Consider the following 23,092-nt stretch of genomic DNA (forward strand, 5'->3'; position numbering starts at 1 on the left):
ATCCTCAGGAGTTACAGGTACGTCCGGTAGTGTGAGTGAATGCAGACACTCCCGAAGTCGCGGCTACTCCGGTTCGTCGAGCGGGCGTATCACTTGGCCCGACGAGCTGTCGCTCGCTACTCATCGAAGTTTTCGAAACACCGGTACACACTTCACCAGCACATCGTCCTGCTCTGTCTCAAGATGCGGAAGGACACGACTTATCGGACTCTCCTTGACGAACTCATCGAGATGCACCGCATTCGGAATGCCATCGATCTTGAAGAACTACCGTCTCCTTCGACGTTGTGTAAAGCGTTCAGCCGGCTCGATATGGCGGTTTGGCGTGTCCTGCTCAACCTCTCGGTCACATTTCTCCCAACCAACGGTGTCGTCGGGATCGACGTCTCCGGGTTCGACCGCAGTCACGCTTCAAAACACTACACGAAGCGAACGGAGCTGACGTTCAGCAGTTGAAAGTTACACTTCTCGTAGATACGAGAGCGAATGTAATCATTGATCTCCACGTAACGACGACCAAAAAACACGACTCGCAGATCGCGCCGTCACTCATCAAGCGGAACACCGGTGAGGTGACGATTCTCCTCGGCGACAAAGGATATGACGACCAGAAGGTTCGGGCGTTAGCCCGTGAGGAGAACCTTCGTCCGCTTATCAAACACCGAGAGTTCTCGGCACTTCACAAGGCGTGGAATGCTCGGCTGGATGCCGACATCTACGGCCAACGGAGTCAGAACGAGACGGTAAACTCCCGTCTCAAGCGAAAATATGGGGTATTCGTGCGTTCACGACATTGGTGGAAGCAGTTCCGTGAACTCGTTGTCGGCTGTCTCACTCACAATATCGATAAGACACTGTGAATAGTGTGTATAAATGAATGATAGAGTGATCCAGGTCGAAACGTTCTGGATTCTCGTCAGAAGCGCCATGACCGATACAGAGGTTGGAGGTTTGATGCAGCACGTATCCTCCGACAAGATTTCGGTCTTGCCTAGGGTCGTACGTTTAGAACGCTTCAGGCCGTCACAGGGTCACAGGTTATCATTGATTATGTCCGCGACCCGCTGGCGATCGAACAGCTGCTCCTCATCGGGAACATCGTGGATCGAGCCCGGCCACTCGCCGTACTCCTCGGGATACAGCTGCTTTGCGAGTGCCTCCGTCGAGAATAGGTCGATAATCGGCCCCATGTACTGTCCACCGGTCCTGACGAAATTTTCATTCTGTACGGCACTCAGTTCGCTCAGCGTCTCGTGGCTCTGGGCTGCCTTGATCGTCTTCTGAAACTGCGTGTCGTCGATGTACGAGAGGTAGCCAATCATCCCAATGTAATCAGGGTCGACTTCGAGGAGCTTCTCGTACCCGATCGGCTTGAACGGGACGTACTCCTCGCCCTCGAAGGCGTTACCGACGCCGAGCATCCGGAAACTCCGCGTGTCGTTCCGGGCCGCATCGATGTTCGCCGCGAAGAAATTCCCCGACTCTGGCTTGAAGCCAAAGTTGAACGCGGCGACGGTCGGTGCGTCCTTCCCCGAGACAGGCACTCGGGATTCGATATCGGCGTAGAACGACTTCTTGAGATCTATCCACGCCTCGTACTGAGCCTGGCGCTGGAACAGCTGTGCGGCTTTCTCGAACGCCTCGTAGAGCGTGTAGTAGGGTTCGCGCCCGCTGAACGGGAACCGGATCAGCGAGCCGAGGATCGGGCCAACTCTCGATTCGATCTCCTCTAGATCCTTGTCTTCCCATCCCGAGTACTTCTTCAGCATCCGCGGATCCATGAGGTGGACGTCGGCGTCCACGTCGTAGAAGACCTCCTTGTCGTACTGAGATTCGGCCGACTCACCGAGCGTCTGGACGGCGTCAGCGTCGAACTCGACACCCGGGAGCGCATCGTAGTACTTCAGCGGGAGGCGATCGAAGGCGGCGACGGCCGTCGGTTGGATGCCGAATCCCATTGCGATGTCCATCCATGCCCCGGGAATACTTGCGTACGTCTCGGGCACTTCCTCGAACGTGTGGCTTCCGGCAGGTTCGATCGTCACCTCGTACGGTGTCAGATCTTCCTTTGTTTGCGAAGTCGTCGTGTCGTTTGTCTCTGTCGGCTCCGCATTGGGACTCTCGCTGGCACAACCGGCGAGCAGGCCTCCACCGAGGACGGCACCGCCGCCCTTGATTGTCTCTCTCCGGGTCGGAATCTCGTGAACGTCGGTCTGGGTGCCCATGGATTTAGGCCTACCTAAAAATATATAACTTTTTCCCTCTGTTCATAGAACAGCCACAAGACGACCGACGAGAGATACTGGTTCACCCGGACTGACCGAGTGTTGTCAGTAGTCCCCGCCGGGACACCAACTCAGTCCCACCCATCGTCTGCCTCGGATGCTATTCACTGTCTCCACCTCCTGGCTCTACCTGTTCCTCAGCGTACTGGAGTACTCGATCGTCGTCGACGACTTCGAGGAGTAACTCGTCGTCAAGATGGGTCGCGAGCTGTCGGTGGGCGCGTTCTCGCCGGCGCTCAATCTCCGTCGAGTTGAGGTGGGCGTTTTTCACGTACTCGATCTCTTGCTCCCGGACGCGTTCGAGCCGGTCCTGCTCGATATCGTGGTCGTCGGGGAGCCTGTGGTCGGCGAATCGCTGATGCCATGTCTCCTCGTCGTCCCAATCGTAATCGAGCGCTTCGCGCCGGCGCAACCAGTCGTAGTGGGTGGCCGCCTCTGGCCAACGGCCGTTCGCAGCGCGGACATTTGCGAGGACTTCGCGACCGACGGTCATCCCGTGCCCGGCGGCGATCTGTACCTGTTCGCCACGTCCGGCGAGGGCCCCGGCGACGTACAGTCCCTCGACAGGCGTCTGGCCATTGACGTCAGCGTACTCGCGGTCGAACTCTTCGTGGGCCTCACCGTGATGCTCGTGGGTGTCGAACATCGCGTTGTCGCTGTCGAGGCCCCGGAGGTACTCGCCGTCGTAGGTAGTCGCCGCTACGATCCGTGGAGCCTGCACAGCCCGTCCGTCCTGGGTTCGGACACGGAAGCTACCATCATCCGTCCGTATGATGGACTCGACCATGTCTGAAACTATTTCACAACCTGCCTCGGCCACGTGGGCATGCATGAGCTCGTAGAACGTCTTGATGTCGATGCCCGCGGGGAATCCCAGGTAGTTCTCCAAGAAGGCACACCGGCGCAGCGACGAGTTGCCCCGGTCGAAGATCACGACGTCGAGTCCGTACCGGGCGGTACACACCGCCGTAGCGCATCCTGCAGGACCCCCACCAACGATAACGACGTCATGGATGGGTACCAACATTTAAATATTGGCGTTTAACGCGTAAATTTCACTTTCTCTCCGTGTAAACGCCGTACGTACCGTGACGTGATTTGACATCGGTTTTAGGGTGGCCTAACTTAGTATTAAAGATTCGCTTCACACCTGATCAGAGGGGTTGAATTACGCTGTGTAGGCAGCACGTTCGCATAATTTTCTATCAGCACTAGTAGTTTCCCTAACAATCAGTTTGCGTACTTGACTAACGGATAGTCCGAGAGGATAAATATCGAGACAATAGGATTTCAACAGAGCCGTTTGAGAATATATGTATTAGTACGAGGACTCATCATGAAAACAGCTGAGTCCCCCACCACGACTAGCGAGTATTCGTCCCCAGACCAGTGGATATCCCGCCAGCCCAGTGTCACCCGTGATCTTGACTTCCAGCAGATCCGACAGCGTCGGTCAGCAACGTGGAACGCCGCCCTCGATGCCAGTGTCGACGTAACGGAGGGCGGCCGCCCGGACCTGTTTCTTGTCTCCGTCGACGGCGGCTGTCCGGTTAATTGCTCGCTCGCCGAGCATCCCAACGGGATCCACGCCGGCTGGTGCAGCTGCGAAGTCTTCCAGGCGACGACCGTCTGCCCACATCTCTGTGGTCTCCGCCAGCACGCTACCCTCGGCGATCTCGACCTTCCAAAGCGAACAAGCGACGGTCAGTCGTCGTCAGCCGTGTAAGCACCGCTCCGGTGTTCGATTCTGTGGATTTCAAGCACTGAGGCATCATGTGCAAGCACACATGCAAGGCGGTACGTTCCAACTCGGAGTTTCCAGAACGGCCCGCCAGTCAGTGGTTCTAGGAAGTCCTTGGGCTCGCGCCATGTTGAGTCGACAACTTCGTCTAGTTTCGAAACGATTCGATCCTGAACGTGCGTATCGAGATCACCAAACTGCTCAGTCGCACGCTCAGTGAACTTCCACGTCCACTCAGCGTCACTCGTCATTACCGTCTTGATCCATCATCGCACGGACTTCTTCACGCGAAACCAGTTCAGCATTACCCGCCCGGAGATCATGCTCGCTGGCGGCGATCTGTTTCCACCCACTCCGACTAAATGCGGGATGTTTCACTGCATCCCGAGCGACGTGCCGAAGGAACTCACTCCGTGAATTGAATCCCTCTTCCTGCCACGTTGCATCGATGTCTTCGAGAAACGATTTGCTCAATCGGAGGTTTATTTGTACCATCTCTGGACCACCGTTTCCGGTATCGCTGTCTGCATCAGACATATACAAATGCTATACGCTGGTGTAGTATAATTCTTCACCTATTCTGAGACGTACAGCTGCTCTGTCGAGTAGTGGTATCGCCTCATCAGTCGCCACTCATCGAGACGCCGGCCAACGGCCGAACGTCGACGCGCCCAGTCCGGTCGTGGTCAAGACACTGGCACAGTCGTTCTCGAACCGTCGCTTGCGAACACGGCTCGACGCCAACGCCTAACCGCGGATCGTCTCGAATCTGGACGTACTCTGCGTCGACGTCCAACGGCGTGTGCTCGACCCGACACCAGATTGTCGTCGCTCCGGCTTGGTCTAGATCAGTCACGTACCGAGCAGCCACCGCTTCGTGGCGAAGTTCGACAAGGACTCGTTCGACAAACGATGCGACCTTCGTCGGCGACCGTGGCGCTGGGACCGACGCAAAAACACTCGAAGAGTCGTGCTGTGCCGCCGATTCTGGAGTATCAGTAACTGACATATGTCTCTCTCAGGACGTGCTTGCTGGCTCGCCCTGCACCCCACCGGGGCACGCAAAACAACGGTCGCGAGAATTCATTCAACGATATGCTCCTCGATCTCTTGGAACCACTGCCGGGCCGTCGTAATATGCACATCCAGTGGCTCGCAGATCGTCGCTTGTGTGAGCCGGATGTCTGACTCCTGACCAGCGAGATACAGAGCGCCGGCTGCGATACCGTCTGGTCGCCCGTTGACCTCAGTGGACTCGGTCGCCTGCTCTGCAAGTTCGAGAGCCCGCTGGCGAATCTCCGGGGAAACGTTGAATGGAAGGTCTGAACAAATCCGTGCCACCCAGTCCACCGGAAGCGACACTGGAATCGGGAGGTCAAGTTCCACCAAGAACGTCCGGTAGCAGTTCCAGATATGCGATGCAGAACACCGGGCAACATCGGCTACCGTCTCCATCGTCACGAGGCCATTGCATCGGCAGGCAGCGTATACAGCGGCCGCTGCACCGCCCTCAATCGACCGTCCGATCAGGAGGTCCTTGTCTTGGGCTTCCCTGAAGAACGTGGCTGCCTGCTCTTTCACCGCCTTGCTCTCAGACAGCGCACTCGCGATGCGTCGGATTTCACCGAGCCCGTGAGCGAGATTCCGGTCGCGCTTGCTGGTGAACTTCGACCGACCGTGGAGTTGTCGCTGGCGAGCAAGCCGTCGACGCCGTCTCGGAGAGATGTCTGCACTATCGACGCTTCCGATGTTCGTCGACAGGCCTTGGTCATGCCGAGTGGCCGTCCGAGGTGCGCCCGTTCGTTTCTGTTCCTCCTTGTCGTACGTCCGCCACTCCGGCCTGCGGTCGATCTGGTCTTGGTCGGTCACCAGGCCACAGTCCTCACAGTGCGTCTCTCGGCCACTACTGTCGAGTTCGCCACCACACTCGGGACAACCCGGCGTAGCTGCAGACAACGCTGTCTGGACAGTTTTCGAAGACATATTTCGAGACATCCTCTCACCTGACCAGAGGGGCAGAAAACACACTGCGGCCCCCGGTTAGGCGTCTGGCAGTTTTCCATCCGGGCGGGGGACTCGCTGGGCGTTGATCTCGATCTCGACCCGGCGACGGTGCTTGCATCGCTCGGCGACATCGGGACAACTGCACGTCTCCTCAAGCACATCCACCTCGTACCGGCTATCTGACGCCGAATGGACCTCGTAGCGACCGGGCTTTGCGAGGAAGGAAACATCGATATCTTCCTGCTTCGCTCGTTTCGTGCGTGGCTCGTCCTCGGAGGTGACAGCCAAGGGGTCCTCAGTTGGGTTCGTGACGCCGCCGTCGTCGAACCGGACCTGCATGACTCCACCGTCAGCGACTGCTTTGCGGGGTTCGCTGTCGACGTGTAGTCCAAACTGGTCGTCGAGAGCGTCGTCGTCCACCAACTGCGGGATAGGTCGCTCGCCGGTGGCGAAGGCGACTCGCTTCTGGTGCTTGCACTCCTCGCCGGGGTTGAACTGCTTCCACTTGCACTCACAACTCTCTGTTCGAGTGTCGACAAGGTACTCTGAGCCAGACCCGGAGTTGACCAGGAAGAGGTCGTCGGCGTTTCGTGCCTGACCAATCGAGTCTAACACGGTCATGACTTCGGTCAGCGCCCGAACGGTCCGGTTGTTCGGGTCAGCCTCCTCCAGTTCACTCTCGTCGATGCTGCTGGCGTCGCTACGGGATTCTGTGGTAGCCATGAATAACAGGCGGCACGCCCTCTGTGGGACGCCCCTCACCCCGCTGGGGCGCAGAAAATTCGGTGACTAGAGTTGTTGAAACGGACGGCTATTCTCGGCTTAAAGCGGAAAACACAGGCTGTAGAATGGTCGAAGATGCCAACCGTCCATTGTACTCTCCAAAAAATGATACACAGTACAGGGGGTTCGCACTATGCTGACCGCGATATTAAAACGGGCACAGGAGGTACTGTCACTCCCAGTATCGTTGTTGAGAATCTGTGGGATTGATTCTTATGCGATGCCAAATATTATTAATTTGATGGTAACTTCAGTATCCGAATACGTTGATTACGAAGAAGACGACGGCGTTGGAATCTGGAAGATCGAAGATCTGCCCGCAGCTATCAAAGCAGGCGATATGGAGAAGGCAGAACAGCACTACGTTGAGACAGCCAGTGACCCAGAAATGGAGAGCGTTGTCGTCACCATCGGTGGCGTAGAAGAGATGGATTCCAAGGTGTTGGACCATGTCGGAGACAATTGGACCGATGTAGCCGAACAGTCGGATGTCGACTTCACAGCTTATGTTGCTGATGGGATTGCACGACTCTCGATCAGCCAAAAAAATGAAGCTGATAATGTCCTTACGAAGGGATTCAAAGAGTTTGAGCCCGCACTTGAGTGGGCGAAAGAAAAACAGAACTCCTGAATTGCCAGTAGCCAGAATGTTTTGTTTCAAATCCTACTAAATTACTGGCGTGTCCTCTTCTGGACCGTTTCTCCCAAATATTCAATCATTGTTATGAACTTCAGCGATCAGTAAGCACGCTTACTGAGCAGACGTTGCATCCAGCACCGTGGCTAAAGAAATTGCTTCTCACTGCCCGGTCAGAGTTCGGTCGCCTGCATCTGCTCGTGGGCGTTGGGATTGACCACCGGGATGACGCCCTCGATCTCCTCTTTGCCGTACTCCTCACGAATCAGGCCGTGGATATCGTTTGCGAGAGCAACGACCTCGTCTTGCTTGTTGGAACTCGCCTCGTTTTCGGGGAAATCTGCTGGACCGACGCCCTCAACAACGATGAACAGGTGGTCGTCACTCATCTGCGACCTCCTCGACAAGCAGCGTCGTTTCGGGCAGTTCGTCGCGAGAGGTCGACAGGAACTCAGACGTCTCCAACGTCTCCGCAATCAGCTTGACCAGTTCCTCCGAGACATCGCCAAAGTGAACGATAGCGTCGGGATCGGGGTAGTTGTCGTACTGCTGTGCAGCCGTCTTGTCCGTCTTGTTCTTACTCATAATCGGTCGGCGGCACGCCCTCCGTGGGACGCCCCCCTCCCCGCTGGGGCACAGAAATTACACGGCGGCTTGCTCCTCGGCATCCGATTCATCGCTATGAACCTTGCCTGCCTCCTGAAGCGGGACCGCCGGACCGGCCTGCCGGTCCAAGGTGGAGCGTGTCCCCCGAGCGCTTGCGCTCGGGAACCGTGGGCGTGAGAGAAAGCGAAAGAGAAGGTGGTACGGCTCCTCGATTATTCCGCGATTACGTTCCCGTCCTCGTCGATAGCGTACCTGAGTGGGTACACGTTCCTATCGATATGCGTGGCCTTCTTCGGCAGCGTCTCGTTCAGCCACGCCTCGCGGTCGGCGTCGGTCTGGATGTTCTCGTTTGGGGAGTGGACGCTGAACAGGTCCATGCTCACCCAGCGATTGACCGTCAGCTCGCCGGACGGGGAGTACACCTTCACCCGCTCCTTTTCAGCGTCAACACCGACGACGGCGAGTGCAGACGTGCCCTCGGTCGTTTTCAGTCCATCACCGATATCCACGGCATCAGGGTCGATATCGAGGTCGTCGCACTGCTGTACAGCCGTCTTGTCTGTCTTGTTCTTACTCATAATCGGTCGGCGGCACGCCCTCCGTGGGACGCCCCTCTCCCCGCTGGGGCACAGAAATTATGCGACGGCTTGCTTCTCGGAATCCGATTCATCGCGACGGATCTCGCGTGCCCGCTCTCGAAGGCGAGACTGCACTGGCGTCCGGTTCTGGTGCTTGTTCTCGTATGCGAGATACTGCTGGACCGTCTCCATTGAGTGCATACAGTTGATGCCGGCGACGATTGGTTGGAGATGGTCGGCGTCCAGCAACCGCTCTGGCGGGAGTTTATCAAGAATTGGGTCAAGAGTGTCGCTCATGAATCCTCCTCTCGGAAGTCATCGAGTGTCGTCCTGCGTTTGTACCGACAGCCCGGGTAGTGAGCCAGAAGCGTCTCGTCGACGGCGTCCCAGAAGCTGATTTTGTGTGGTGCAACCGACTGCCAGAACCGGGCGCGTGCCAGTGCTGCCCCAACTCGCTGGCGTTCCTCGCGACGCCACTGCTCGCGCTCGATCATCGCCATGCCGACGCTCCCTCTGGTCGATCCGCCATGTACGAGCGGGCAAGCTCCAGCCCGGCGTCGAGTGTGCTTCTCGTCCCGACCAGTTTGGTCGCCCGTTCGAGCGTCCAGCCAGCGTCACTGTGTTTGAGCAGGACGGTCGCTCCGGTGTCGGGAATGTGCCAGCCGATCGTGTCGTTGCCAGCGGCGAGAAATTCCCACTCGCCCGCAGCGGCCTTCTGTGCTGCGCTCTGTGTGTCAATCAGCGCATCCGAGCGTGGGCCACCAGCACCGAAGTCGCCCAACGTGGCCGTTCCTGCTGCGTTCATGCAGCGACCTCCCAGCGGTCCCAGCCAGCGAGTTCGGCTTCGATGGCGCTGATGATGGTTGTGACCTGTTCCTCTAGCGTGTCTGCCTGCTCACCGTCGACGTCCAGAAGCGAGCGAAGTTCGAGTACGTCCGGGAGGTCGATGCTGTCTGAGCGCCGGGCCACCGCACGGAGGACAACTGCTTGAATATCGGCGCTGCCGGACTGCCCCCGAACAGTCGTCGCGATGGACTCGACGAACTTCGGGGTGGTTGGCTGTGACAGGTCTTCCGAACGACGGCAGGACATATTTCGAGACATCCTCTCACCCGCCAGAGGAACACAAAATTGGGGCACGCTGTTGCTGTGGGTGAAGTTTTCTACTTACTGCGTTGGCTGAAATACCTGCTCAATAAAACTACGTACCGAACAAAGACAGTACGCTCTTGTGAAGCACGTTGTTGATTTTCAGAGGGCGGCGTCGAGAGCATGTTTGAGCGCTTCGTCACCTGGTTTTCTGTAGAGTTCACAGCAGAGCTGAAAGGCTCTGAGATACGGCGTTAGCTTGTCTTTTGACACTCCTCGGTGAGGCGAGAGCCACCGTCACGTCAGCGACGCGTGGCTCTCGCAGGTGTTGACGTGGATATCGCCGTCAGCGTATTCTCCGTCGCCGTGGACGACGTATTTGCGGGTGAATGCGTCGTCTTCTTCGAGCGGTTCGTACGCTCGAAATCCGTCCGTATAGACGGTCAGCGACTCCTCACTATGGTCAGCAAGCAGGAGTCGAACGGTCGATTTGTCGACGGATTTCGCTGGCACGACGTACCGATCGTCCGAGCCACGATCGACCAGCGTGAACACCGGCGGTTTGTCGCCATCGTACGATCCTCGCCCACGCGTGGACAGGCCACGCGAGCGCGACTCCTGGTCGCGCTCGCGGCCTTTGAGACCGGCAGAGACGTACACTTCGTCGATTTCGACCGGTCCAGACAGTGTGATCGAGGGCGCGTCGAGCGCGCTGGCGAAGCGATCGACGCGCCGTCTCACCGTTCTGTACGAGAGATCGAGTTCCGCCTCGATCTGGCGAATGCTCGTGTTGAATCGTAAGAACACGTATATTGTGAAGTACCACTCTTTCAGCGAAAGCTTCGAGTGAGCGAAGATCGTGTCGGTCTTGTCGTTGAACGTCCGACCGCAATTCTTACACAGATACCGTTGATACTCTCGATAGCTGCCGTTTCTGACCGTCAGGTCAGAACGGCAGCGGGGGCACTCGACACCATCACGCCAGCGAACCTGTTGTAGCAGGTCCGCTGCAGCCGATTCCGACACGAATCGACTTATTGGGAACATATCGGGCACCGCTGGCGCGGTGCCCTTGCCCTCTTCGACTTTCAGCCGCAGCTCTCGCTATCAACAATCTACTTCGCATGAGCGAAGACAGTATATCTCTACTAACTGTCCGAGAGTCCGGCCAGTTCGAGGTAGGGCGTGATCTGCTCAATGGCCTCTTGTGGGTAGACTGTCTCGCATGCTGGGTCGTACTGTACGACTCCAGCGTCGGCCATCTTCGGGAGATGAACGTGGAAGAGGCTGGTACAGACCCGCTCGTACTGCTCGCGGGTGTGTTCGCCCTCCCAGAGTGTAAGTTGGTCGGCGAGGTCGCTAATCGGGACAGCACCAACTGCCTGTGTCAGATACTGCAACGCACGTTGACGGCGCTCGCTCGTGAGTAATTCGAAGATAGTCGTCACAGATAGATTGGAGTCAGTACTTCCTTCGTTGGCAGTGTGTTGTGTCTTTGTCATCGTTATCTCCATACCTCGCCTACCCATCACCCGCTTCCTGTCGGTATTGGCCTACTTCAGCGGTGTATTTTTAAAACTCAGTCGGTCAGTATATAAATACTCGGTATTAGTAGCTCTATTTACATACTGGGGAGATAGTCGGTGGAGCTGATTCCTCTACAGATACGTATCAGAATCTACTGAGACAGAGTGCTACGGGGATCTGCCTATTCGTCAAGGAACGTAGACTCGTCTTTGGGGGTGTCTGCGTTGTCGGTCTTCTCGATGGTAATTCGCCAGTTGGGGACGACCGATGATGGAGGAGTTACCTCCCATATGCCCTCGATAGCGACCCCCTCTGCGAACGACTCCAAAATGAGTGTTTTGAGGGCTGATTCGAAATTATCTGTTGGCGCATCTGTGGGATTAGCATTTGATCGAGAGGTCATAATCGGACTGCGTAACACGTAGGGGTGGCGATCTTACCACCACACGGTCACTGAGTCTTATAACTGAGAGGTGTATTTAACTCTCTCTATCATATGAGAATTCACTGCTACGGCTATAATCTGTACTGCTCATTAACTGATTAGGCCCACCGGTTTCGTGGAACTACCGCCGGCTACCCAGTCCACCCGCCGATCTCGACCTGTGTACTGTCTGCTGGAGCATCGCCTGCTGTCCTCCCACCAGAGTCAAACGGGGGCTCGACGAGACACGGCGCTCCGTCGTCGTATGTCCGGTCAGGACGTTTCACACAGTCGACCGGCAGGATAGGGCTACATTCACTACAAGAGTGCGTTGCCCCGCCGAAGCCGTTGATACTCACCGACCAGGAGATGATACTTGCGAGCCGATACGTCTCCGCCGCTGGCCGGCGAGTGCTGGCGGTCCGGCACCCTACAGCTCCACAGACATCGCAGGTGACGAGATGGTCTCGATCTGCCTCGTGGAAGAGCGAAGCGGCCTGCTCAACGTTATCGCGGTCCTGAAGCGCACACGCCCGGCAAATCGTGAACCGAAACACGCCGTCTTCTCGGTCGACCTCGTCGGGCCACCGGACGTAGGTGTACGCCTCGCCGGAGATATCAGCCCTCTCTCCGCAGAACCGACAGCACTCAGCCGTTGCCTCGGGCTGGACGTCGGTCACTGGGACCACCGTGCAAGTGTTGACTGCTCGCGAGCAGTATCCACGGGACAGAGAAAGCGCCATTTATACTGTTCACGAATCGGCTTGTTCTCGCGGTTGCTTGCTTGCCCCGGTTCTCGGTAGCCCGTACACGTCCAGCCCTTGTCTTGCAGCGCTCGAACCATCGCCCCGTCGTAGTCCGAGCGAACCCACGTCAACAAGAAGCGAGTGTCACGGTCGTCACTCTGCAAGAATCGCTCCTGTGAGCGGGCTAGCGCCGCCGACGCGAGGTTTGGCATCCGAACGCCCATGCAGATACGCGCGGCCTCGACGAGCGAGTCGCCGGATACCACTTCGCTGTCAACGACTGGTGTGTCCGTCGATGGAAGCACCCGCCGGGCGGTCGCTCGAATCTCCGCTGGAAGACTGTCGATCTCGACGGGCTCGGGACAGAGCTGACCGTCGACGCCGTACCGGATTCGCTTCTTCGATATGAGCGGGTAGCGGTACGTGATAGCCCCGACTAGCGAGTCCTGAAAGTACAGCCCATGATGAGCGAGGTTGACCGACGGCAGCGACCCCATGTAGGAGTGGTGGGCCTCGTAGACGGCGGCCGCGGTCTCTCTGTCGATTGGCTCCACGGTGACGTGATCGGCAAATCGAATCCCGAGGGGTGCGGTGAACGGGTCACCGTTGGCGTGAATCGGACAGGAACACTCCCCTGTGTCTGCTGGCGGGCGATGCTGAAACGACTGTGTTCGCGTCGATGCTGAGTGTGTGGACATCCTCGCACCCGCCAGAGGAACAGAAAATCGCTATCGAGTTACCAGGGAACTATGACAATGCCGGCGTCGGGACCTTCGATATACACTGGTTCGCACCCTCGGTAGAAGATCGTGAACCGCTCAGGCTGATACGCAGGATGCTTGGCAAGCGTTGCGATTGCACGGCTCACGTCGGCTGGTGGGAACTGTGGGTCGCCTGACCGGAAGGCAAGGCGACCAGACTGGAGTATGTCCCACGACTGGAACTGGTAGCCAGCTGGGGGAGTGAACGTTTCTCGGGCCGTTGCGACAAGATACTCAGCGCCGTCGACAACCTGTGCGGCTATCGGATACCGGGCAGATTCCGGGCGAACGGTGATAGCCCCATCAAGCGCGGGGACCACTTCATCTTGCCAGACAAACGCCGATGGTGGCTTGACGACTGGAATTGGTTGCTCGTCGACGGTCGATTCGTTACTGTTCGTGGCTGATCCATCACGGGCTTTGGAGGTTGGTTCTGTCATCCTCTCAGCCACCAGAGGAACAGAAAACCGCCGTCTCAGTCGAGGTCGGGGAGTCGTTCAGCAATGATGATGCCGTCGCTCGGCCCCTCCAAGTACAGTGCTGTGTGTCCACGAAAGTAGATGGTGTAGCGGTCTGGAACGTACTGGTGGCCGGGTGAAAGCGTCGCGATAGCCTTCGACAAGAGCCGTGCCGAGAACAGTGGGTCGCCGTGGTGGTTCGACAGGCGGCCAGATTGCAGTGGCTCCCAGCTATCGAACTCGTAGTCCGCTGGTGGCGTCAGTGTTGTCCGGGCCGTTGCGATCAGGTAGTCAGCCCCGTCGACAACTTTGGCGGCGGTGTTAGCGACGTCTGGAATGAATTCCACATTCCCCCCGAAGTCGGTCATCGGCTCGTTGTCCCAACGCAATGCTTCTGGATGGCCGGCGACCGGCACCGGCGGGCCTTGGAAGCCCTCGCTTCGGATGTGGGATTTTGCTTTGCTCTCGCAACCGAATGTCTCCCCGCAGGTACACTCGAACGATTCATCATTGCGATAGTAACCGTCGGTATCCTGTGAGCGGACGAGTTCGCCGTCGTCGTCCATGTAGATGGTGTCGACATACCCCCACGAATACGACACCTCGATCTCGTGCTCTTGACTGGGCTTGCTGAAGTCGAAGCCGGCTTGCTGGTCTGGCTGTCCGTCCTGCGTCTGAGTCGGATCAGTTTCCGTCATCCTCTCACCCGACAGAGGAACAGAAAAATCGCCTGACTCAGTGCGTTAACCAACAGAAGCGATGAGTGTTGGTTGAGGATTGTTTTCCGCTGGCTAGAAGAACCTCGGTGCAACGCCCGTAACGGTCTTGTTGTTGGCCGCAACAGGACCTGCAGCATAGGTTTTCGCGCGGCGGCATTGTGCCGGTGACAACGAGTCGTACTAAAATCGCGCGTACACGACAGGAAGTCCGTGATCGGCATCATCCGTCTTTGTCACCACCTACGTCACGCTCCTAATTCAATGTGCAAAGCGAAGTTACGATAGCTACAGCCAACAGTATGAGTATGCCGTAGCGAGCGGTAGTCATTCCGCTTGCAGACCTGCACAAGAAAACGTTGGCAATTGACAGCCACTCCGTCAGAAATCGCCGGTGATGATGCTCGCAACGCGCTGATGGTCGAACAGTTGTTCATCGGGCGAAAAGTCGGGATACTGGCCTCCATCGTACGAAGGCCATTCACCGAACTGCTCGGGATACAGTTCCTTTGCGGCCATTTCCAACTGGAAGAGATTCAGAATCGGGCCTTCGTACTGGATCGCCTGCGGATGTATTCGATCGTTCTCAACCGCTGGAATCTCTTGCGTTACCGGATCGCTTTTGAGTTCGTTCTCGATTTCGACCCAGTTTCCACGCTCTCCCATCGAACCGGTACGGAGAATGACGTCTGGATCGGCCGCAACGAGAGTTTCGCGATCGATCCGTTGGAACCGTTGCAGGTCCGGGAAAGCATCGTTTGCTTTGAGCGGTCGAGTACTTGAGCGATAGAATCCCGGTGCATTCAGGCTGTATGCCCAAATACCATCGCTTAGGCCGGTCCGTGCGATGTGTACGTGTGCTGTCCGTGGACGCTTATCCTGTGGCGGGAGATTTGACTGGATTGTTGAGACGAGATTAGAGTGGATCTCTGCAAGTTCCTGATACCGTCGTTCTTCCCGGAACACCTTCGATACCTTCTCAAAGATTTCCCAGAGCGTATAGTACTGGTACTCGTTGGCCCACGGTTGTGGGGCTTCGCTGTGCTGCCCGCTCAGTGTGTTTCCGAACCACGGACCAATGTTCTTGCGGACTTCCTTGATATCCGTTGCGTCCCAGCCATCCATCTGCGCCACGACGTACGCTGGATCTGTGAGATGAATGTCGCTATCGAGGTCATAGAGCATCTCCTTGCCCGCATTCCAGGAGTTGGCAAGATCCGACCAGTCGACAGAAACGCCATCAAGACGTTCAAGAAATAACGAATAGAGACTATCGAAATCTTCGTCGGTGAACATGGCGTTAATGGAGTCACCGTACCCGAGTGCGAGTGCCATATCAGCGTGATGGACGAGGACGGTGAAGATGCTCTGTGGTGGGTCCTCAAATTCGACCGACCCGACAGGTGATATCGTCACCGAATACGACTCGTCTTCGGTCGGTGTCTGGGCTTCGATGGTTTCGTCTGCGTCGGTCGAAGTGGATGCCGGATCATTATCTCCCGAACATCCAGCGAGGAGACTGCCACCGACGATTGTACCGCTCCCCTTGACAATGTCTCTGCGTGTTGGAATCTCGTATGTGGTTACATCTGGTGCCATGCTTTTAGGCTAACCTAAAAGTATATAACTGTTACTGTCTACATAGCTTGTTGCCAACAATCACTCATACTGTTGGCTGGACCTTCACGAAAATATTCGCTACCCCGGAGTAGCAATATTGCTTAAGAAATTACAGCTGACAGTATTATAATCCGGTGACCGCCGGGCTCGCTCAATATCGTGGGTTTGCGTGTTATCCATCCTGTTCCCTCTCCCCGCCGTCGGTCGCAAGACTCGTTTGTCTCGTGGCAAGGAACCGCTCAGGGACGTTCTCGAATGCATCCAGCCCTGCCTGCTCAGTCCCCTCGACGTCGACGCCACTATGGTCTGTTTGCCACGTAGCAGAGTCGCGCTCGAAGCCCCCGTCAAAGGCCGAGAGTTCTGATCGTCGGGCTGGAGCCGCTGCCGACGAGAGTTCTTCGACGCGGTCTGAGAGCCAGTCCATCTGGTCGAACATCCCGTCGAAGTCACGCTCTTGGAAGGGGAAGCGAACTGTCGCTTTCGGGGGAAGAGCAGTGTAGGTCTCTCGCCCAGTCCGAATCGCAGTTGGTCGGCTGTCGAAGATGTCGCGCTCACGCAGCGCGTCGACGTAGTCGCTGCCGGCCAGAACGACTAACTCCCGACAGGGTGACTCCTGTTGATCAGCAGCGTATGGCCGCCGGAGCCAATCACCGAGAGACGAGTGGATACAGAGCGCCCAGCGGTCAAGGCGGGTTTCGACCTGTTCCCCTGACGACAGCCGATAATTGGCTTCTCCCTCGATGGGGTCGTCGCGCAGGTCCTCGATGGTTGTATCGTACGGGACGACCGTCTGCCGAGGCATCAAGATCCCGTGTTCTGCAGAGAGAACCGCCCAGGTGTTCGCTCGCCGGTCAGCGGTTCGAGCCCACTGGACAGCCGCCTCAGCATATGATCGCTTGACCGCGAAGTACGACGAAGTGTAGAGGTCACGAGCCTCAGCTGGATCGTCGGTTTTCGCGTCGCCGCATCCGATGAGTGCGAAGCGGCCACGGATCCGCTCAGTCTGTGTGGTCGTCATCTATGTCTCCCTCGTCCCACCGGGAGTCAGAAAATTAGGAGCCAGAATCAGTAGTTGTGGCCGTCTGGCAACGCTTCGGGCAGATGTGCTTCTGGGTGGTCCGAAGGTGCGTCAACTGACTCAGATATAATCTTGCTTGGATCCAGAATCGCACGGTAGTTCTTCCGGACTGGCGTGGCATCCCGTCCGCATCCGGAGCATTCTCTCGTACTGTCGTTTCCGTAGTCTCGCGCCTTCGTGCAACCGCAATTCGGGCAACTGTACTGTGGTGCAGACTCCTGTGTCAGTTTCGCGCTCATGACTGGAACTCCCTCGCCCTACAGGGAGTCACAAAATTGCGGCTATACGGGATACACGGCTGCTCAGGTGTGGCTCTTGCCTAATCTGGTGAAATAATCATAGAGTATCTGATATTGGTACGGAGAGGATGCACTCCGCAGGAGGCTATTGTTCGTTCCATGTAATGAATTGTGGAATAGCCGATAACAGGTGTGCGCACTTAGCTCGCCCCTCTCACCGAAATTCAGCGGGGAACGCGTTACGGACTTGGTGCTTGAACTGGTCAGGTATCGTCGCCAGATACGTCCGTCGAGACGCTGCCGTCACTTGAATTATTCCTGAGTGCTGATGGCGAGTAGTCTCTTGAAACAAACACTAATTGGATATTATCGATGGCTGTTGCTCCCAAAACTTCCTCTCTGATCTGGTCATCAGCGAACTCTGCTGGATTCGTTGTCGCTAACTCTGTTTCTCCCGGCATATTTGTGGCGACATCGTGAGCGTCGATTACAATCCAAAAATCTTCCTCATCTTGAGCTCGGAGTTGAGTCAATTCGTCCTGTACCGATTCATGCGAACTAATCCTCAGCCAGCCTTGGAACGTTGAGTAGAGTGTCTCCTTTCGCGCCTCGGCTCGCTGTTCTATCTCACGAATCACCTCCCGCAATTCATTAGTAACTTCATAGACATCTCTTCCGGCTTTATTATCGTAGAAATCCGCTAAATACCTCCATGCCGAATTTTCATCCCGGTCAATTTCCGACTGAATCTCCTCGATATCACCCTCAGTTAACTCCCCCTGGTAATTGACCTTTACCTGTTGGATGTTCCGGAGAACCTCTCTCCGGTGCTCCTCGATAATTGAATCCTTCGCATTTCGGAATATATTCTCAACCTGTTCCGTAGCGTAATACTCTGTTTCGCCACTGAACAAGTACCTCCTACATTCTCTATGGTGGGGGTCAGTAAAGAAACAGAAACCGAGGATGACTCCCTTGTCGAGGAAGGCGTTGTCCGCCATTCTATAGGTTGTCTAGCTCCTCAGAGATAGCCGTATTGTACGAATCAGCTACGCTGTCTAAAGCCGAGGTGGACTGTCTTTCTGAGAGGGCTTCCTTCCGCTTCTGTGTTACCCGGCTCTGGAGATCTCTGCGCACTTTTTTCTTCTCTTCACGCCAGTCCTCAAGCGCTTCCGAATCAATATTCGAGTGCTGCTCGAAGCGGAGAATGATTCGTGCGGCCCCCTCGATGAAGGCCTCTGTGAAGTCATGGAGTTCTCTCGGGCTTCGTCCGATATCGACCAACAGGCGCATCGTATCGTCCCAATCAAGGTAGATGTCGTGGATTTCCGAGTAACGCTCCTCGTCGAAGTTCGCCAGCATCTCATCAAGGAGTTCTTCCATGCGGGTCTTCTCATGGGGGGCGACGAATTGGCTCAGCCTGTGCTGATCTTCATCTTGCGAAACCGTGTTTAAGTACCACCGCAAATCAGCATATGCGATAACGAAATCGTCTGGGGCAAAGTTCTGGTACTGGTACTCTTCCAGTTCCTCAGCTGTTTTGTCGCCGTGTTCAGTGACTACGGACTGAACCGCGTTGTAGATGTCGTCTTTGAGGTCTTCCGACAGGTGATCGAAGTCGGATTCGCTGACTTGGTCGGCCGGATAGTACGCCTGTCCACCGAAGTGGTTCGCGTTTGGCCTGTACGTGACCGCTGAATTCAGATGAGCTTCGGAGATGGTACGGCCGTACTTGTACCAGTACTTTGGCAGGCCGACTTCCCGGTCGTATTCCTGCGCTAACAGCCGATCAGCTAAACAGCAAAGTTTGTGGATACGGGTTCGCCCCGTTTCACGGCCATCCTGCTCGTGACGTTCCGCAGCCACCCGATACAGAAGATACTCCGGCGGCCCCAAGTCACCGATGTCATCATCCGCCGGTAGCGACTCAGACATCTGTCTTATTCGAGCTATAGAATCCGGGTGCAAAATAATTGACGCTGTAATTACTTCCTGAATTCAAATGGGTCACCCGTAAGAAACCATCATGAATACGACCAATCCTGTACTTTGCGATTGCTCGTCAGCAGTTTTGAGTGTAATGATGCGACAAATAAGCGCCCTGTATTCATCACCAGTGGTTATGACACAACTCAGACAATACTGCTTCACTGTGGTCGGTAAGAACCCCAGTAGTGGTACCTGTTCTATCCGTAGACCCCGGTAGGAGTGAGTCCTGCCCGGTATTCCACCCTGTCTCGCTCGTGTTGGCTCCGGTACGCGAGCGTCTGTCCGTTCTCGTACTCAACGACAATCGCATCCTCAAGGCCACTCACAGTCGCTCTCGAACCGTCAGCAGCCCAAACAGAGTCCATCGGTTCCGCTGTTAGCGGGGTCCGGTCTGTCTCCACGGTCGGCCACACCCCCCGCGATTTCCAGTAGGACCTGATGTGCCGCAAGCTCTGTTGAACCGTCTCCCGTATCGAAAGGTGGTCCGCACTCCCGTAGCCGTGTGGTGAGAAGTACTCGCCGTGAAGTGCTGCAAGGTGAACCCCATTCCAGTCGACGCCAACGATATCGGCTGGTTCTTCACCGGTCACACGCGGCTGTGTTAGCTCCTCAATCACTGGATACTGCTTCGTCGGACTCGCTCCCAGCAGATGCACTCGCTGTCCCCGCCAGTCCACAATATTCGTGTACTCGTCGGCGGTCTGGTCGGAGTAGCCCATCGGGTATCCCAAGATGATGTCTTCGTCGATCACGTCGATTGCGTCGCGGCACTTCGGGACGATGATAACCTCTGTCCCCGGAAACTTCCGTTTCAGCTCCCGTGCGGCTTGGTTATACCGTCGCGCTTCCTGCCGGTCGTATGCGTCGCCAAGCATCCCGACCGATGGCTCGTACTGCTCGAAGCGCTCGATATACTGGTCAAGGTCAGGATTCCGAAAGTCGTTGTCTAGAATCTCAATCGGGACGTCGACGTTCCGCAGTTTGGACTGGTAGGTGTAGTCCTCGCGAACGCCGACGGCGAACCCAAGCCGGTAAGCATCGATTACGAAGGGCTCGCGATGGAGGAACCCGATATACTCAGCCTGCTGTGCATCGCCGACAGCCGCCGCTGACCAAGAGTGTCGAGCCTCAGAAGACATGGAAAACACCGAGCGCACCGACCGGCGCGCCCAGCTGGCAGGCGCGGCACAAAACGACCCCGCGGCTTAAATACGGAGACGGGCGGAAGTGTCGAGAAGAATGAAGGAAGGCATCGAATCGCAGTACGACGACCCTGACAGCTACCGGGGCGACTACCCGCCAGACTGGGCGTACCGGATCGTCTTCCGGAAGCAGTTGGACAACAACACTTGCACCAACTGCGGGACGCGGTTCCCTGCGGAGGATTTGGAGGTCGTGCGACGAATCCCCGCCGAGAACGGCGGGACAAACAAGACCACGAACCTCCTGACAGTGTGCTCGTTCTGCGAAATCGATATCAAGCAGACGGGACGCCTGAACCTGCCAGAGTCAGCGAACCAAGAGCCAGCAAGCAGTCCCGAAACGGACTCCCACAGAGTGCTTGCATTGCAGAGCGAGGTCCCGATCACCGAAGAAGTCGAGGGCGAAACGGAGGCCAACGGGCAGTCTCGCAATGCCTCTCGTTCGGAGTCTAGCCACATCCAGACACAGTCGGAGAGGACTCAGATATTCAACCAAACGACGACCGAGGACAGCGACGAGCAGTCCGTCCAAGACGACACCGACGAGCGTGCTGGATGGCGATGGCTATCTTTGACAGCGAGAGAATCCCGCCGTTCACGGTGGGCGTGAATCGCGTCCACTTTCACTCCGCTTTCCCCGTATTTATTCCCGCCGGGGTCGTACAGTAGAGTAACTCAATCGTCGAAACTAATCCGGGAACCAGTTGGGGTCCTCCCCGCCGACACGTACCAGACGGTGCTTACACTACCCCTACGCCTGCAACACGGAATGGGGCGACGGCACAACACAATCTAACCCCTCCGGCGTGCGAGGCTGTCCACTGTGGCAGAACGGACAGGCAGGCCGATGGCACGGCCAGTGCGTCCCCGACCGCGAACGGCGGGGACGAGTCCGATGCAGTATCGGACGCTGTGCAAGGAGATACCGTGTCCCTTCAGGGACACCAAACACGCCACACCCTTCACGGGGCTTACGCACTGAGCGCGAACCGGAGTACACCCCGCCCGACCCCAAACGTGCGGTTGGGGAAACCGCGCCGTTCACGGCGCGGAGGATGTCATCGTAGTAGTTACAGCGGGAGCAAGGCGAAAGCCCACCCCTTCAGGGGTGTGGATGAAGCCGACAACCCGGCAGCTTCGCCTGTAGCCTCACTCAGCCGGAGTTTTATAACCGGTGACACCGTATGCATGACCACACCGAGGCGGATCAGCCGCCCAGATAAACGGATAATATCGGGATTCGGGCCACGCTACGTCCAAAAGAATCCCTTTCGGGCCGCTAGCTGTGGATTCCGACACACGGTAACTCTGAATCCCCATACCGGGGATAGGAGTAACGGCGGCTTGGCCCCGCCAGGAGTCCGGTCATGCCGACCTGGCTACAAACCTGAAACTCCCAACCTAGCGGTGCGGTGCCGCGGGAATCCCACGCCTGAAGGCGTGGGAGGAGGTCAAGTTTGCGGTAGCCCGGTGGGTTGTCCCGGTCGTCGTCGGAGCCGAACCACGAACTGAACGCTTCAGAAAACTCTTCGAGAACTTTCTGGCTGGACTAGCTGTGCAGTCCCGTGTATTTTGGGTGGGTTTTCAGTTCGTTTTTGAGTTCGCCTTCATCGGGGATTTTGCCGGTTTCGTCCCACTGCTGCCGGGCGTAGTAGTTGGCGACGTTCCAGAGTTTGGATGCCGACCAGCCGTGTCTGTCCAGCGCACCTGCCACTTGCGAGTGGTTCTGGATGCGGCAGACCTAGGTACGGCGTGTTGTCGGCATCCGTCACAGATTGTTATGAGTTGCCACTGTTTGATACTGTGGAATATCCAGAAGTGGTGTAGCAAGTGGAGTGTTTGTTACAGTGTCGGCTGCATCACCCGCCTGTTCGTCGCTTGGTTCCGACAGTCGTCGGAACACTCCCTCCTCACGGGAAGGCGGGTGTATTCGCCTTGAAATTCTATAATTCCGATAACTCTGACGTCCACTGCCCTCCCGAGAACCTGAGCCATATTTATTGCACACCGTGGCCCGTTGATAAATGTCGAGCAAAATCAAACATTTCCTATTGCCTCTTCGATAGCTCTGTACAGTCAGTATGCACGGTTGCCTGAAATCCACGACGAAACGGAAATTAACACATATATCTGACAACCGAGTATCCGTACCGTATATGAAATTCTGTGACGAGTGTGGTTCGATGATGCACACGGAGGGCGACACGTGGGTGTGTCGCTCCTGTGAGAACGAGGAGTCACGGGACTCGCAAGCAGAAGCGGCGATGGCGACACAGGATGGACAGCGGGACGACGGGGCCCCCGCCGTGGCCGACGCGACCCAGGGCTCCACCGAGACGATGCAGGAGCCCTGTCCGGCGGACGACTGTAACAGCGACCGGGCCTCCTACGAGATGCTACCGAAGCCGGGCGGCTCCTACGAGGTTCGGCTGTTTACCTGCGTCGAGTGCGGCCACAAGTGGCGCGAGTCCTGACGGTGTATCTTGCGAACTCCAGGGGTGTTTTTTCTGCCGAACACGTGATCTTGATGCCTCGGCAGACGGTCGCCCCGTACAAAACGACTATTGAAGCCCTACTCGGGGACCCTATCGAGGGAGGGCACCAGTACC

28 protein-coding genes and 4 pseudogenes are annotated in these 23,092 nt (G+C 56.8%); 5 read left to right on the forward strand and 27 right to left on the reverse strand.

Annotation, left to right across the window (positions count from 1 at the left end; genetic code table 11):
* The first annotated feature begins 39 nt into the window (after positions 1-39).
* Positions 40-860 (forward strand): annotated as a pseudogene (locus VI234_RS17225) (IS5 family transposase).
* 171 nt (positions 861-1,031) lie between these two features.
* On the opposite strand, the gene VI234_RS17230 reads toward VI234_RS17225, so the two are convergent.
* Positions 1,032-2,225 (reverse strand): ABC transporter substrate-binding protein, encoded by a 1,194-nt coding sequence (locus VI234_RS17230; RefSeq protein ID WP_336330696.1) that lies wholly within the window; start codon positions 2,223-2,225, stop codon positions 1,032-1,034.
* A gap of 160 nt (positions 2,226-2,385) precedes the next feature.
* Positions 2,386-3,312, reverse strand: coding sequence for an NAD(P)/FAD-dependent oxidoreductase (locus tag VI234_RS17235; RefSeq protein WP_336330697.1), 927 nt, complete (start codon positions 3,310-3,312; stop codon positions 2,386-2,388).
* A gap of 309 nt (positions 3,313-3,621) precedes the next feature.
* Between VI234_RS17235 and VI234_RS17240 the strand changes: the two genes are divergently transcribed.
* Positions 3,622-4,011, forward strand: a complete 390-nt coding sequence (locus VI234_RS17240; protein WP_336330698.1) for a hypothetical protein — start codon at positions 3,622-3,624, stop codon at positions 4,009-4,011.
* Here VI234_RS17240 and VI234_RS17245 read toward each other — a convergent pair.
* The 5 genes from VI234_RS17245 to VI234_RS17265 all read right to left on the reverse strand — a co-directional run bounded on the left by VI234_RS17245 (position 3,990) and on the right by VI234_RS17265 (position 6,753).
* The gene (locus VI234_RS17245; protein ID WP_004966184.1) at positions 3,990-4,277 is read right to left on the reverse strand and encodes a type II toxin-antitoxin system RelE family toxin; all 288 of its coding nucleotides are present in this window, start codon (positions 4,275-4,277) and stop codon (positions 3,990-3,992) included. The two genes, VI234_RS17240 and VI234_RS17245, sit on opposite strands and share 22 nt — an antisense overlap.
* Positions 4,267-4,563, reverse strand: a complete 297-nt coding sequence (locus tag VI234_RS17250; protein ID WP_050007919.1) for a ribbon-helix-helix domain-containing protein — start codon at positions 4,561-4,563, stop codon at positions 4,267-4,269. Before VI234_RS17250 ends, VI234_RS17245 begins: the two co-directional genes overlap by 11 nt.
* An 85-nt stretch (positions 4,564-4,648) precedes the next feature.
* Positions 4,649-5,035 carry a hypothetical protein gene (locus tag VI234_RS17255; RefSeq protein ID WP_336330699.1) on the reverse strand — a complete coding sequence of 129 codons (387 nt, stop codon included), beginning with the start codon at positions 5,033-5,035 and terminating at the stop codon, positions 4,649-4,651.
* Between the two features lie 74 nt (positions 5,036-5,109).
* Positions 5,110-6,009, reverse strand: a complete 900-nt coding sequence (locus VI234_RS17260) for a transcription initiation factor IIB (RefSeq protein WP_336330700.1) — start codon at positions 6,007-6,009, stop codon at positions 5,110-5,112.
* 57 nt (positions 6,010-6,066) lie between these two features.
* Entirely contained in the window at positions 6,067-6,753 is a 687-nt protein-coding gene (locus VI234_RS17265; protein WP_336330701.1) for a hypothetical protein, read from the reverse strand.
* Between the two features lie 193 nt (positions 6,754-6,946).
* Between VI234_RS17265 and VI234_RS17270 the strand changes: the two genes are divergently transcribed.
* Positions 6,947-7,444 carry a hypothetical protein gene (locus VI234_RS17270; protein WP_336330702.1) on the forward strand — a complete coding sequence of 166 codons (498 nt, stop codon included), beginning with the start codon at positions 6,947-6,949 and terminating at the stop codon, positions 7,442-7,444.
* 179 nt (positions 7,445-7,623) lie between these two features.
* On the opposite strand, the gene VI234_RS17275 is transcribed toward VI234_RS17270, so the two are convergent.
* From VI234_RS17275 to VI234_RS17365, 19 genes and pseudogenes are all read right to left on the reverse strand, one after another.
* Entirely contained in the window at positions 7,624-7,839 is a 216-nt protein-coding gene (locus VI234_RS17275; protein ID WP_336330703.1) for a hypothetical protein, read from the reverse strand.
* Positions 7,832-8,035, reverse strand: coding sequence for a hypothetical protein (locus VI234_RS17280; RefSeq protein WP_336330704.1), 204 nt, complete (start codon positions 8,033-8,035; stop codon positions 7,832-7,834). Before VI234_RS17280 ends, VI234_RS17275 begins: the two co-directional genes overlap by 8 nt.
* 233 nt (positions 8,036-8,268) lie before the next feature.
* Positions 8,269-8,634, reverse strand: a complete 366-nt coding sequence (locus tag VI234_RS17285) for a hypothetical protein (RefSeq protein ID WP_336330705.1) — start codon at positions 8,632-8,634, stop codon at positions 8,269-8,271.
* A gap of 57 nt (positions 8,635-8,691) precedes the next feature.
* A complete protein-coding gene (locus VI234_RS17290; RefSeq protein WP_336330706.1) occupies positions 8,692-8,931 on the reverse strand; it encodes a hypothetical protein in 240 nt (79 codons plus the stop codon).
* Positions 8,928-9,134, reverse strand: a complete 207-nt coding sequence (locus VI234_RS17295) for a hypothetical protein (protein WP_023842910.1) — start codon at positions 9,132-9,134, stop codon at positions 8,928-8,930. The genes VI234_RS17290 and VI234_RS17295 overlap by 4 nt, the downstream gene beginning before the upstream one ends.
* Positions 9,125-9,439 carry a hypothetical protein gene (locus tag VI234_RS17300; RefSeq protein ID WP_336330707.1) on the reverse strand — a complete coding sequence of 105 codons (315 nt, stop codon included), beginning with the start codon at positions 9,437-9,439 and terminating at the stop codon, positions 9,125-9,127. The genes VI234_RS17295 and VI234_RS17300 overlap by 10 nt, the downstream gene beginning before the upstream one ends.
* Positions 9,436-9,726, reverse strand: coding sequence for a hypothetical protein (locus VI234_RS17305; protein ID WP_336330708.1), 291 nt, complete (start codon positions 9,724-9,726; stop codon positions 9,436-9,438). Before VI234_RS17305 ends, VI234_RS17300 begins: the two co-directional genes overlap by 4 nt.
* Positions 9,727-9,885: 159 nt before the next feature.
* Positions 9,886-10,770 (reverse strand): annotated as a pseudogene (locus tag VI234_RS17310) (IS1595 family transposase).
* A 101-nt stretch (positions 10,771-10,871) separates the two neighbouring features.
* Positions 10,872-11,225, reverse strand: coding sequence for a DUF7344 domain-containing protein (locus tag VI234_RS17315; protein ID WP_336330709.1), 354 nt, complete (start codon positions 11,223-11,225; stop codon positions 10,872-10,874).
* 601 nt (positions 11,226-11,826) lie between these two features.
* Positions 11,827-12,354, reverse strand: coding sequence for a hypothetical protein (locus VI234_RS17320; protein ID WP_336330710.1), 528 nt, complete (start codon positions 12,352-12,354; stop codon positions 11,827-11,829).
* Entirely contained in the window at positions 12,351-13,118 is a 768-nt protein-coding gene (locus VI234_RS17325) for a hypothetical protein (protein ID WP_336330711.1), read from the reverse strand. Before VI234_RS17325 ends, VI234_RS17320 begins: the two co-directional genes overlap by 4 nt.
* Before the next feature lie 38 nt (positions 13,119-13,156).
* Positions 13,157-13,621: a hypothetical protein gene (locus tag VI234_RS17330; protein ID WP_336330712.1), complete on the reverse strand. Its 465-nt coding sequence runs from the start codon at positions 13,619-13,621 to the stop codon at positions 13,157-13,159.
* A gap of 35 nt (positions 13,622-13,656) precedes the next feature.
* Positions 13,657-14,337: a hypothetical protein gene (locus VI234_RS17335; RefSeq protein ID WP_336330713.1), complete on the reverse strand. Its 681-nt coding sequence runs from the start codon at positions 14,335-14,337 to the stop codon at positions 13,657-13,659.
* Between the two features lie 108 nt (positions 14,338-14,445).
* A pseudogene (locus VI234_RS17340) lies at positions 14,446-14,582 on the reverse strand (IS701 family transposase); the annotation flags it as partial.
* A gap of 154 nt (positions 14,583-14,736) precedes the next feature.
* Positions 14,737-15,954: an ABC transporter substrate-binding protein gene (locus tag VI234_RS17345; RefSeq protein ID WP_336330714.1), complete on the reverse strand. Its 1,218-nt coding sequence runs from the start codon at positions 15,952-15,954 to the stop codon at positions 14,737-14,739.
* A gap of 193 nt (positions 15,955-16,147) precedes the next feature.
* Positions 16,148-16,993, reverse strand: coding sequence for a DUF6884 domain-containing protein (locus tag VI234_RS17350; protein WP_336330715.1), 846 nt, complete (start codon positions 16,991-16,993; stop codon positions 16,148-16,150).
* A 562-nt stretch (positions 16,994-17,555) separates the two neighbouring features.
* Positions 17,556-18,293 (reverse strand): hypothetical protein, encoded by a 738-nt coding sequence (locus VI234_RS17355; protein ID WP_336330716.1) that lies wholly within the window; start codon positions 18,291-18,293, stop codon positions 17,556-17,558.
* Between the two features lies 1 nt (position 18,294).
* The gene (locus tag VI234_RS17360) at positions 18,295-19,227 is read right to left on the reverse strand and encodes a hypothetical protein (RefSeq protein WP_336330717.1); all 933 of its coding nucleotides are present in this window, start codon (positions 19,225-19,227) and stop codon (positions 18,295-18,297) included.
* A gap of 251 nt (positions 19,228-19,478) precedes the next feature.
* Positions 19,479-20,420: a DUF6610 family protein gene (locus VI234_RS17365; protein ID WP_336330718.1), complete on the reverse strand. Its 942-nt coding sequence runs from the start codon at positions 20,418-20,420 to the stop codon at positions 19,479-19,481.
* A gap of 100 nt (positions 20,421-20,520) precedes the next feature.
* Between VI234_RS17365 and VI234_RS17370 the strand changes: the two genes are divergently transcribed.
* Positions 20,521-21,093 (forward strand): hypothetical protein, encoded by a 573-nt coding sequence (locus tag VI234_RS17370; protein WP_336330719.1) that lies wholly within the window; start codon positions 20,521-20,523, stop codon positions 21,091-21,093.
* A gap of 846 nt (positions 21,094-21,939) precedes the next feature.
* On the opposite strand, the pseudogene VI234_RS17375 reads toward VI234_RS17370, so the two are convergent.
* A pseudogene (locus VI234_RS17375) lies at positions 21,940-22,197 on the reverse strand (RNA-guided endonuclease InsQ/TnpB family protein); the annotation flags it as partial.
* A 442-nt stretch (positions 22,198-22,639) separates the two neighbouring features.
* Here VI234_RS17375 and VI234_RS17380 point away from each other — a divergent pair.
* Positions 22,640-22,957 (forward strand): RPA12/RPB9/RPC11 RNA polymerase family protein, encoded by a 318-nt coding sequence (locus VI234_RS17380; protein WP_336330720.1) that lies wholly within the window; start codon positions 22,640-22,642, stop codon positions 22,955-22,957.
* Positions 22,958-23,092: the final 135 nt, after the last annotated feature.

The sequence above is a fragment of the Haloarcula sp. CGMCC 1.2071 genome (assembly GCF_037078445.1).
Taxonomy (GTDB): domain Archaea; phylum Halobacteriota; class Halobacteria; order Halobacteriales; family Haloarculaceae; genus Haloarcula; species Haloarcula amylolytica.

Coding starts and splice junctions, on each gene's coding strand:
- VI234_RS17270 (WP_336330702.1), top strand. CDS start 6,947: ATGCTGACCGCGATATTAAAACGGGCACAGGAGGTACTGTCACTCCCA.
- VI234_RS17255 (WP_336330699.1), bottom strand. CDS start 5,035: ATGTCAGTTACTGATACTCCAGAATCGGCGGCACAGCACGACTCTTCG.
- VI234_RS17235 (WP_336330697.1), bottom strand. CDS start 3,312: ATGTTGGTACCCATCCATGACGTCGTTATCGTTGGTGGGGGTCCTGCA.
- VI234_RS17325 (WP_336330711.1), bottom strand. CDS start 13,118: ATGTCCACACACTCAGCATCGACGCGAACACAGTCGTTTCAGCATCGC.
- VI234_RS17380 (WP_336330720.1), top strand. CDS start 22,640: ATGAAATTCTGTGACGAGTGTGGTTCGATGATGCACACGGAGGGCGAC.
- VI234_RS17240 (WP_336330698.1), top strand. CDS start 3,622: ATGAAAACAGCTGAGTCCCCCACCACGACTAGCGAGTATTCGTCCCCA.
- VI234_RS17360 (WP_336330717.1), bottom strand. CDS start 19,227: ATGTCTGAGTCGCTACCGGCGGATGATGACATCGGTGACTTGGGGCCG.
- VI234_RS17230 (WP_336330696.1), bottom strand. CDS start 2,225: ATGGGCACCCAGACCGACGTTCACGAGATTCCGACCCGGAGAGAGACA.
- VI234_RS17295 (WP_023842910.1), bottom strand. CDS start 9,134: ATGGCGATGATCGAGCGCGAGCAGTGGCGTCGCGAGGAACGCCAGCGA.
- VI234_RS17260 (WP_336330700.1), bottom strand. CDS start 6,009: ATGTCTTCGAAAACTGTCCAGACAGCGTTGTCTGCAGCTACGCCGGGT.
- VI234_RS17290 (WP_336330706.1), bottom strand. CDS start 8,931: ATGAGCGACACTCTTGACCCAATTCTTGATAAACTCCCGCCAGAGCGG.
- VI234_RS17335 (WP_336330713.1), bottom strand. CDS start 14,337: ATGACGGAAACTGATCCGACTCAGACGCAGGACGGACAGCCAGACCAG.
- VI234_RS17250 (WP_050007919.1), bottom strand. CDS start 4,563: ATGTCTGATGCAGACAGCGATACCGGAAACGGTGGTCCAGAGATGGTA.
- VI234_RS17330 (WP_336330712.1), bottom strand. CDS start 13,621: ATGACAGAACCAACCTCCAAAGCCCGTGATGGATCAGCCACGAACAGT.
- VI234_RS17300 (WP_336330707.1), bottom strand. CDS start 9,439: ATGAACGCAGCAGGAACGGCCACGTTGGGCGACTTCGGTGCTGGTGGC.
- VI234_RS17350 (WP_336330715.1), bottom strand. CDS start 16,993: ATGACGACCACACAGACTGAGCGGATCCGTGGCCGCTTCGCACTCATC.
- VI234_RS17305 (WP_336330708.1), bottom strand. CDS start 9,726: ATGTCCTGCCGTCGTTCGGAAGACCTGTCACAGCCAACCACCCCGAAG.
- VI234_RS17285 (WP_336330705.1), bottom strand. CDS start 8,634: ATGAGTAAGAACAAGACAGACAAGACGGCTGTACAGCAGTGCGACGAC.
- VI234_RS17245 (WP_004966184.1), bottom strand. CDS start 4,277: ATGACGAGTGACGCTGAGTGGACGTGGAAGTTCACTGAGCGTGCGACT.
- VI234_RS17265 (WP_336330701.1), bottom strand. CDS start 6,753: ATGGCTACCACAGAATCCCGTAGCGACGCCAGCAGCATCGACGAGAGT.
- VI234_RS17280 (WP_336330704.1), bottom strand. CDS start 8,035: ATGAGTAAGAACAAGACGGACAAGACGGCTGCACAGCAGTACGACAAC.
- VI234_RS17365 (WP_336330718.1), bottom strand. CDS start 20,420: ATGTCTTCTGAGGCTCGACACTCTTGGTCAGCGGCGGCTGTCGGCGAT.
- VI234_RS17345 (WP_336330714.1), bottom strand. CDS start 15,954: ATGGCACCAGATGTAACCACATACGAGATTCCAACACGCAGAGACATT.
- VI234_RS17370 (WP_336330719.1), top strand. CDS start 20,521: ATGAAGGAAGGCATCGAATCGCAGTACGACGACCCTGACAGCTACCGG.
- VI234_RS17275 (WP_336330703.1), bottom strand. CDS start 7,839: ATGAGTGACGACCACCTGTTCATCGTTGTTGAGGGCGTCGGTCCAGCA.
- VI234_RS17355 (WP_336330716.1), bottom strand. CDS start 18,293: ATGGCGGACAACGCCTTCCTCGACAAGGGAGTCATCCTCGGTTTCTGT.
- VI234_RS17315 (WP_336330709.1), bottom strand. CDS start 11,225: ATGACAAAGACACAACACACTGCCAACGAAGGAAGTACTGACTCCAAT.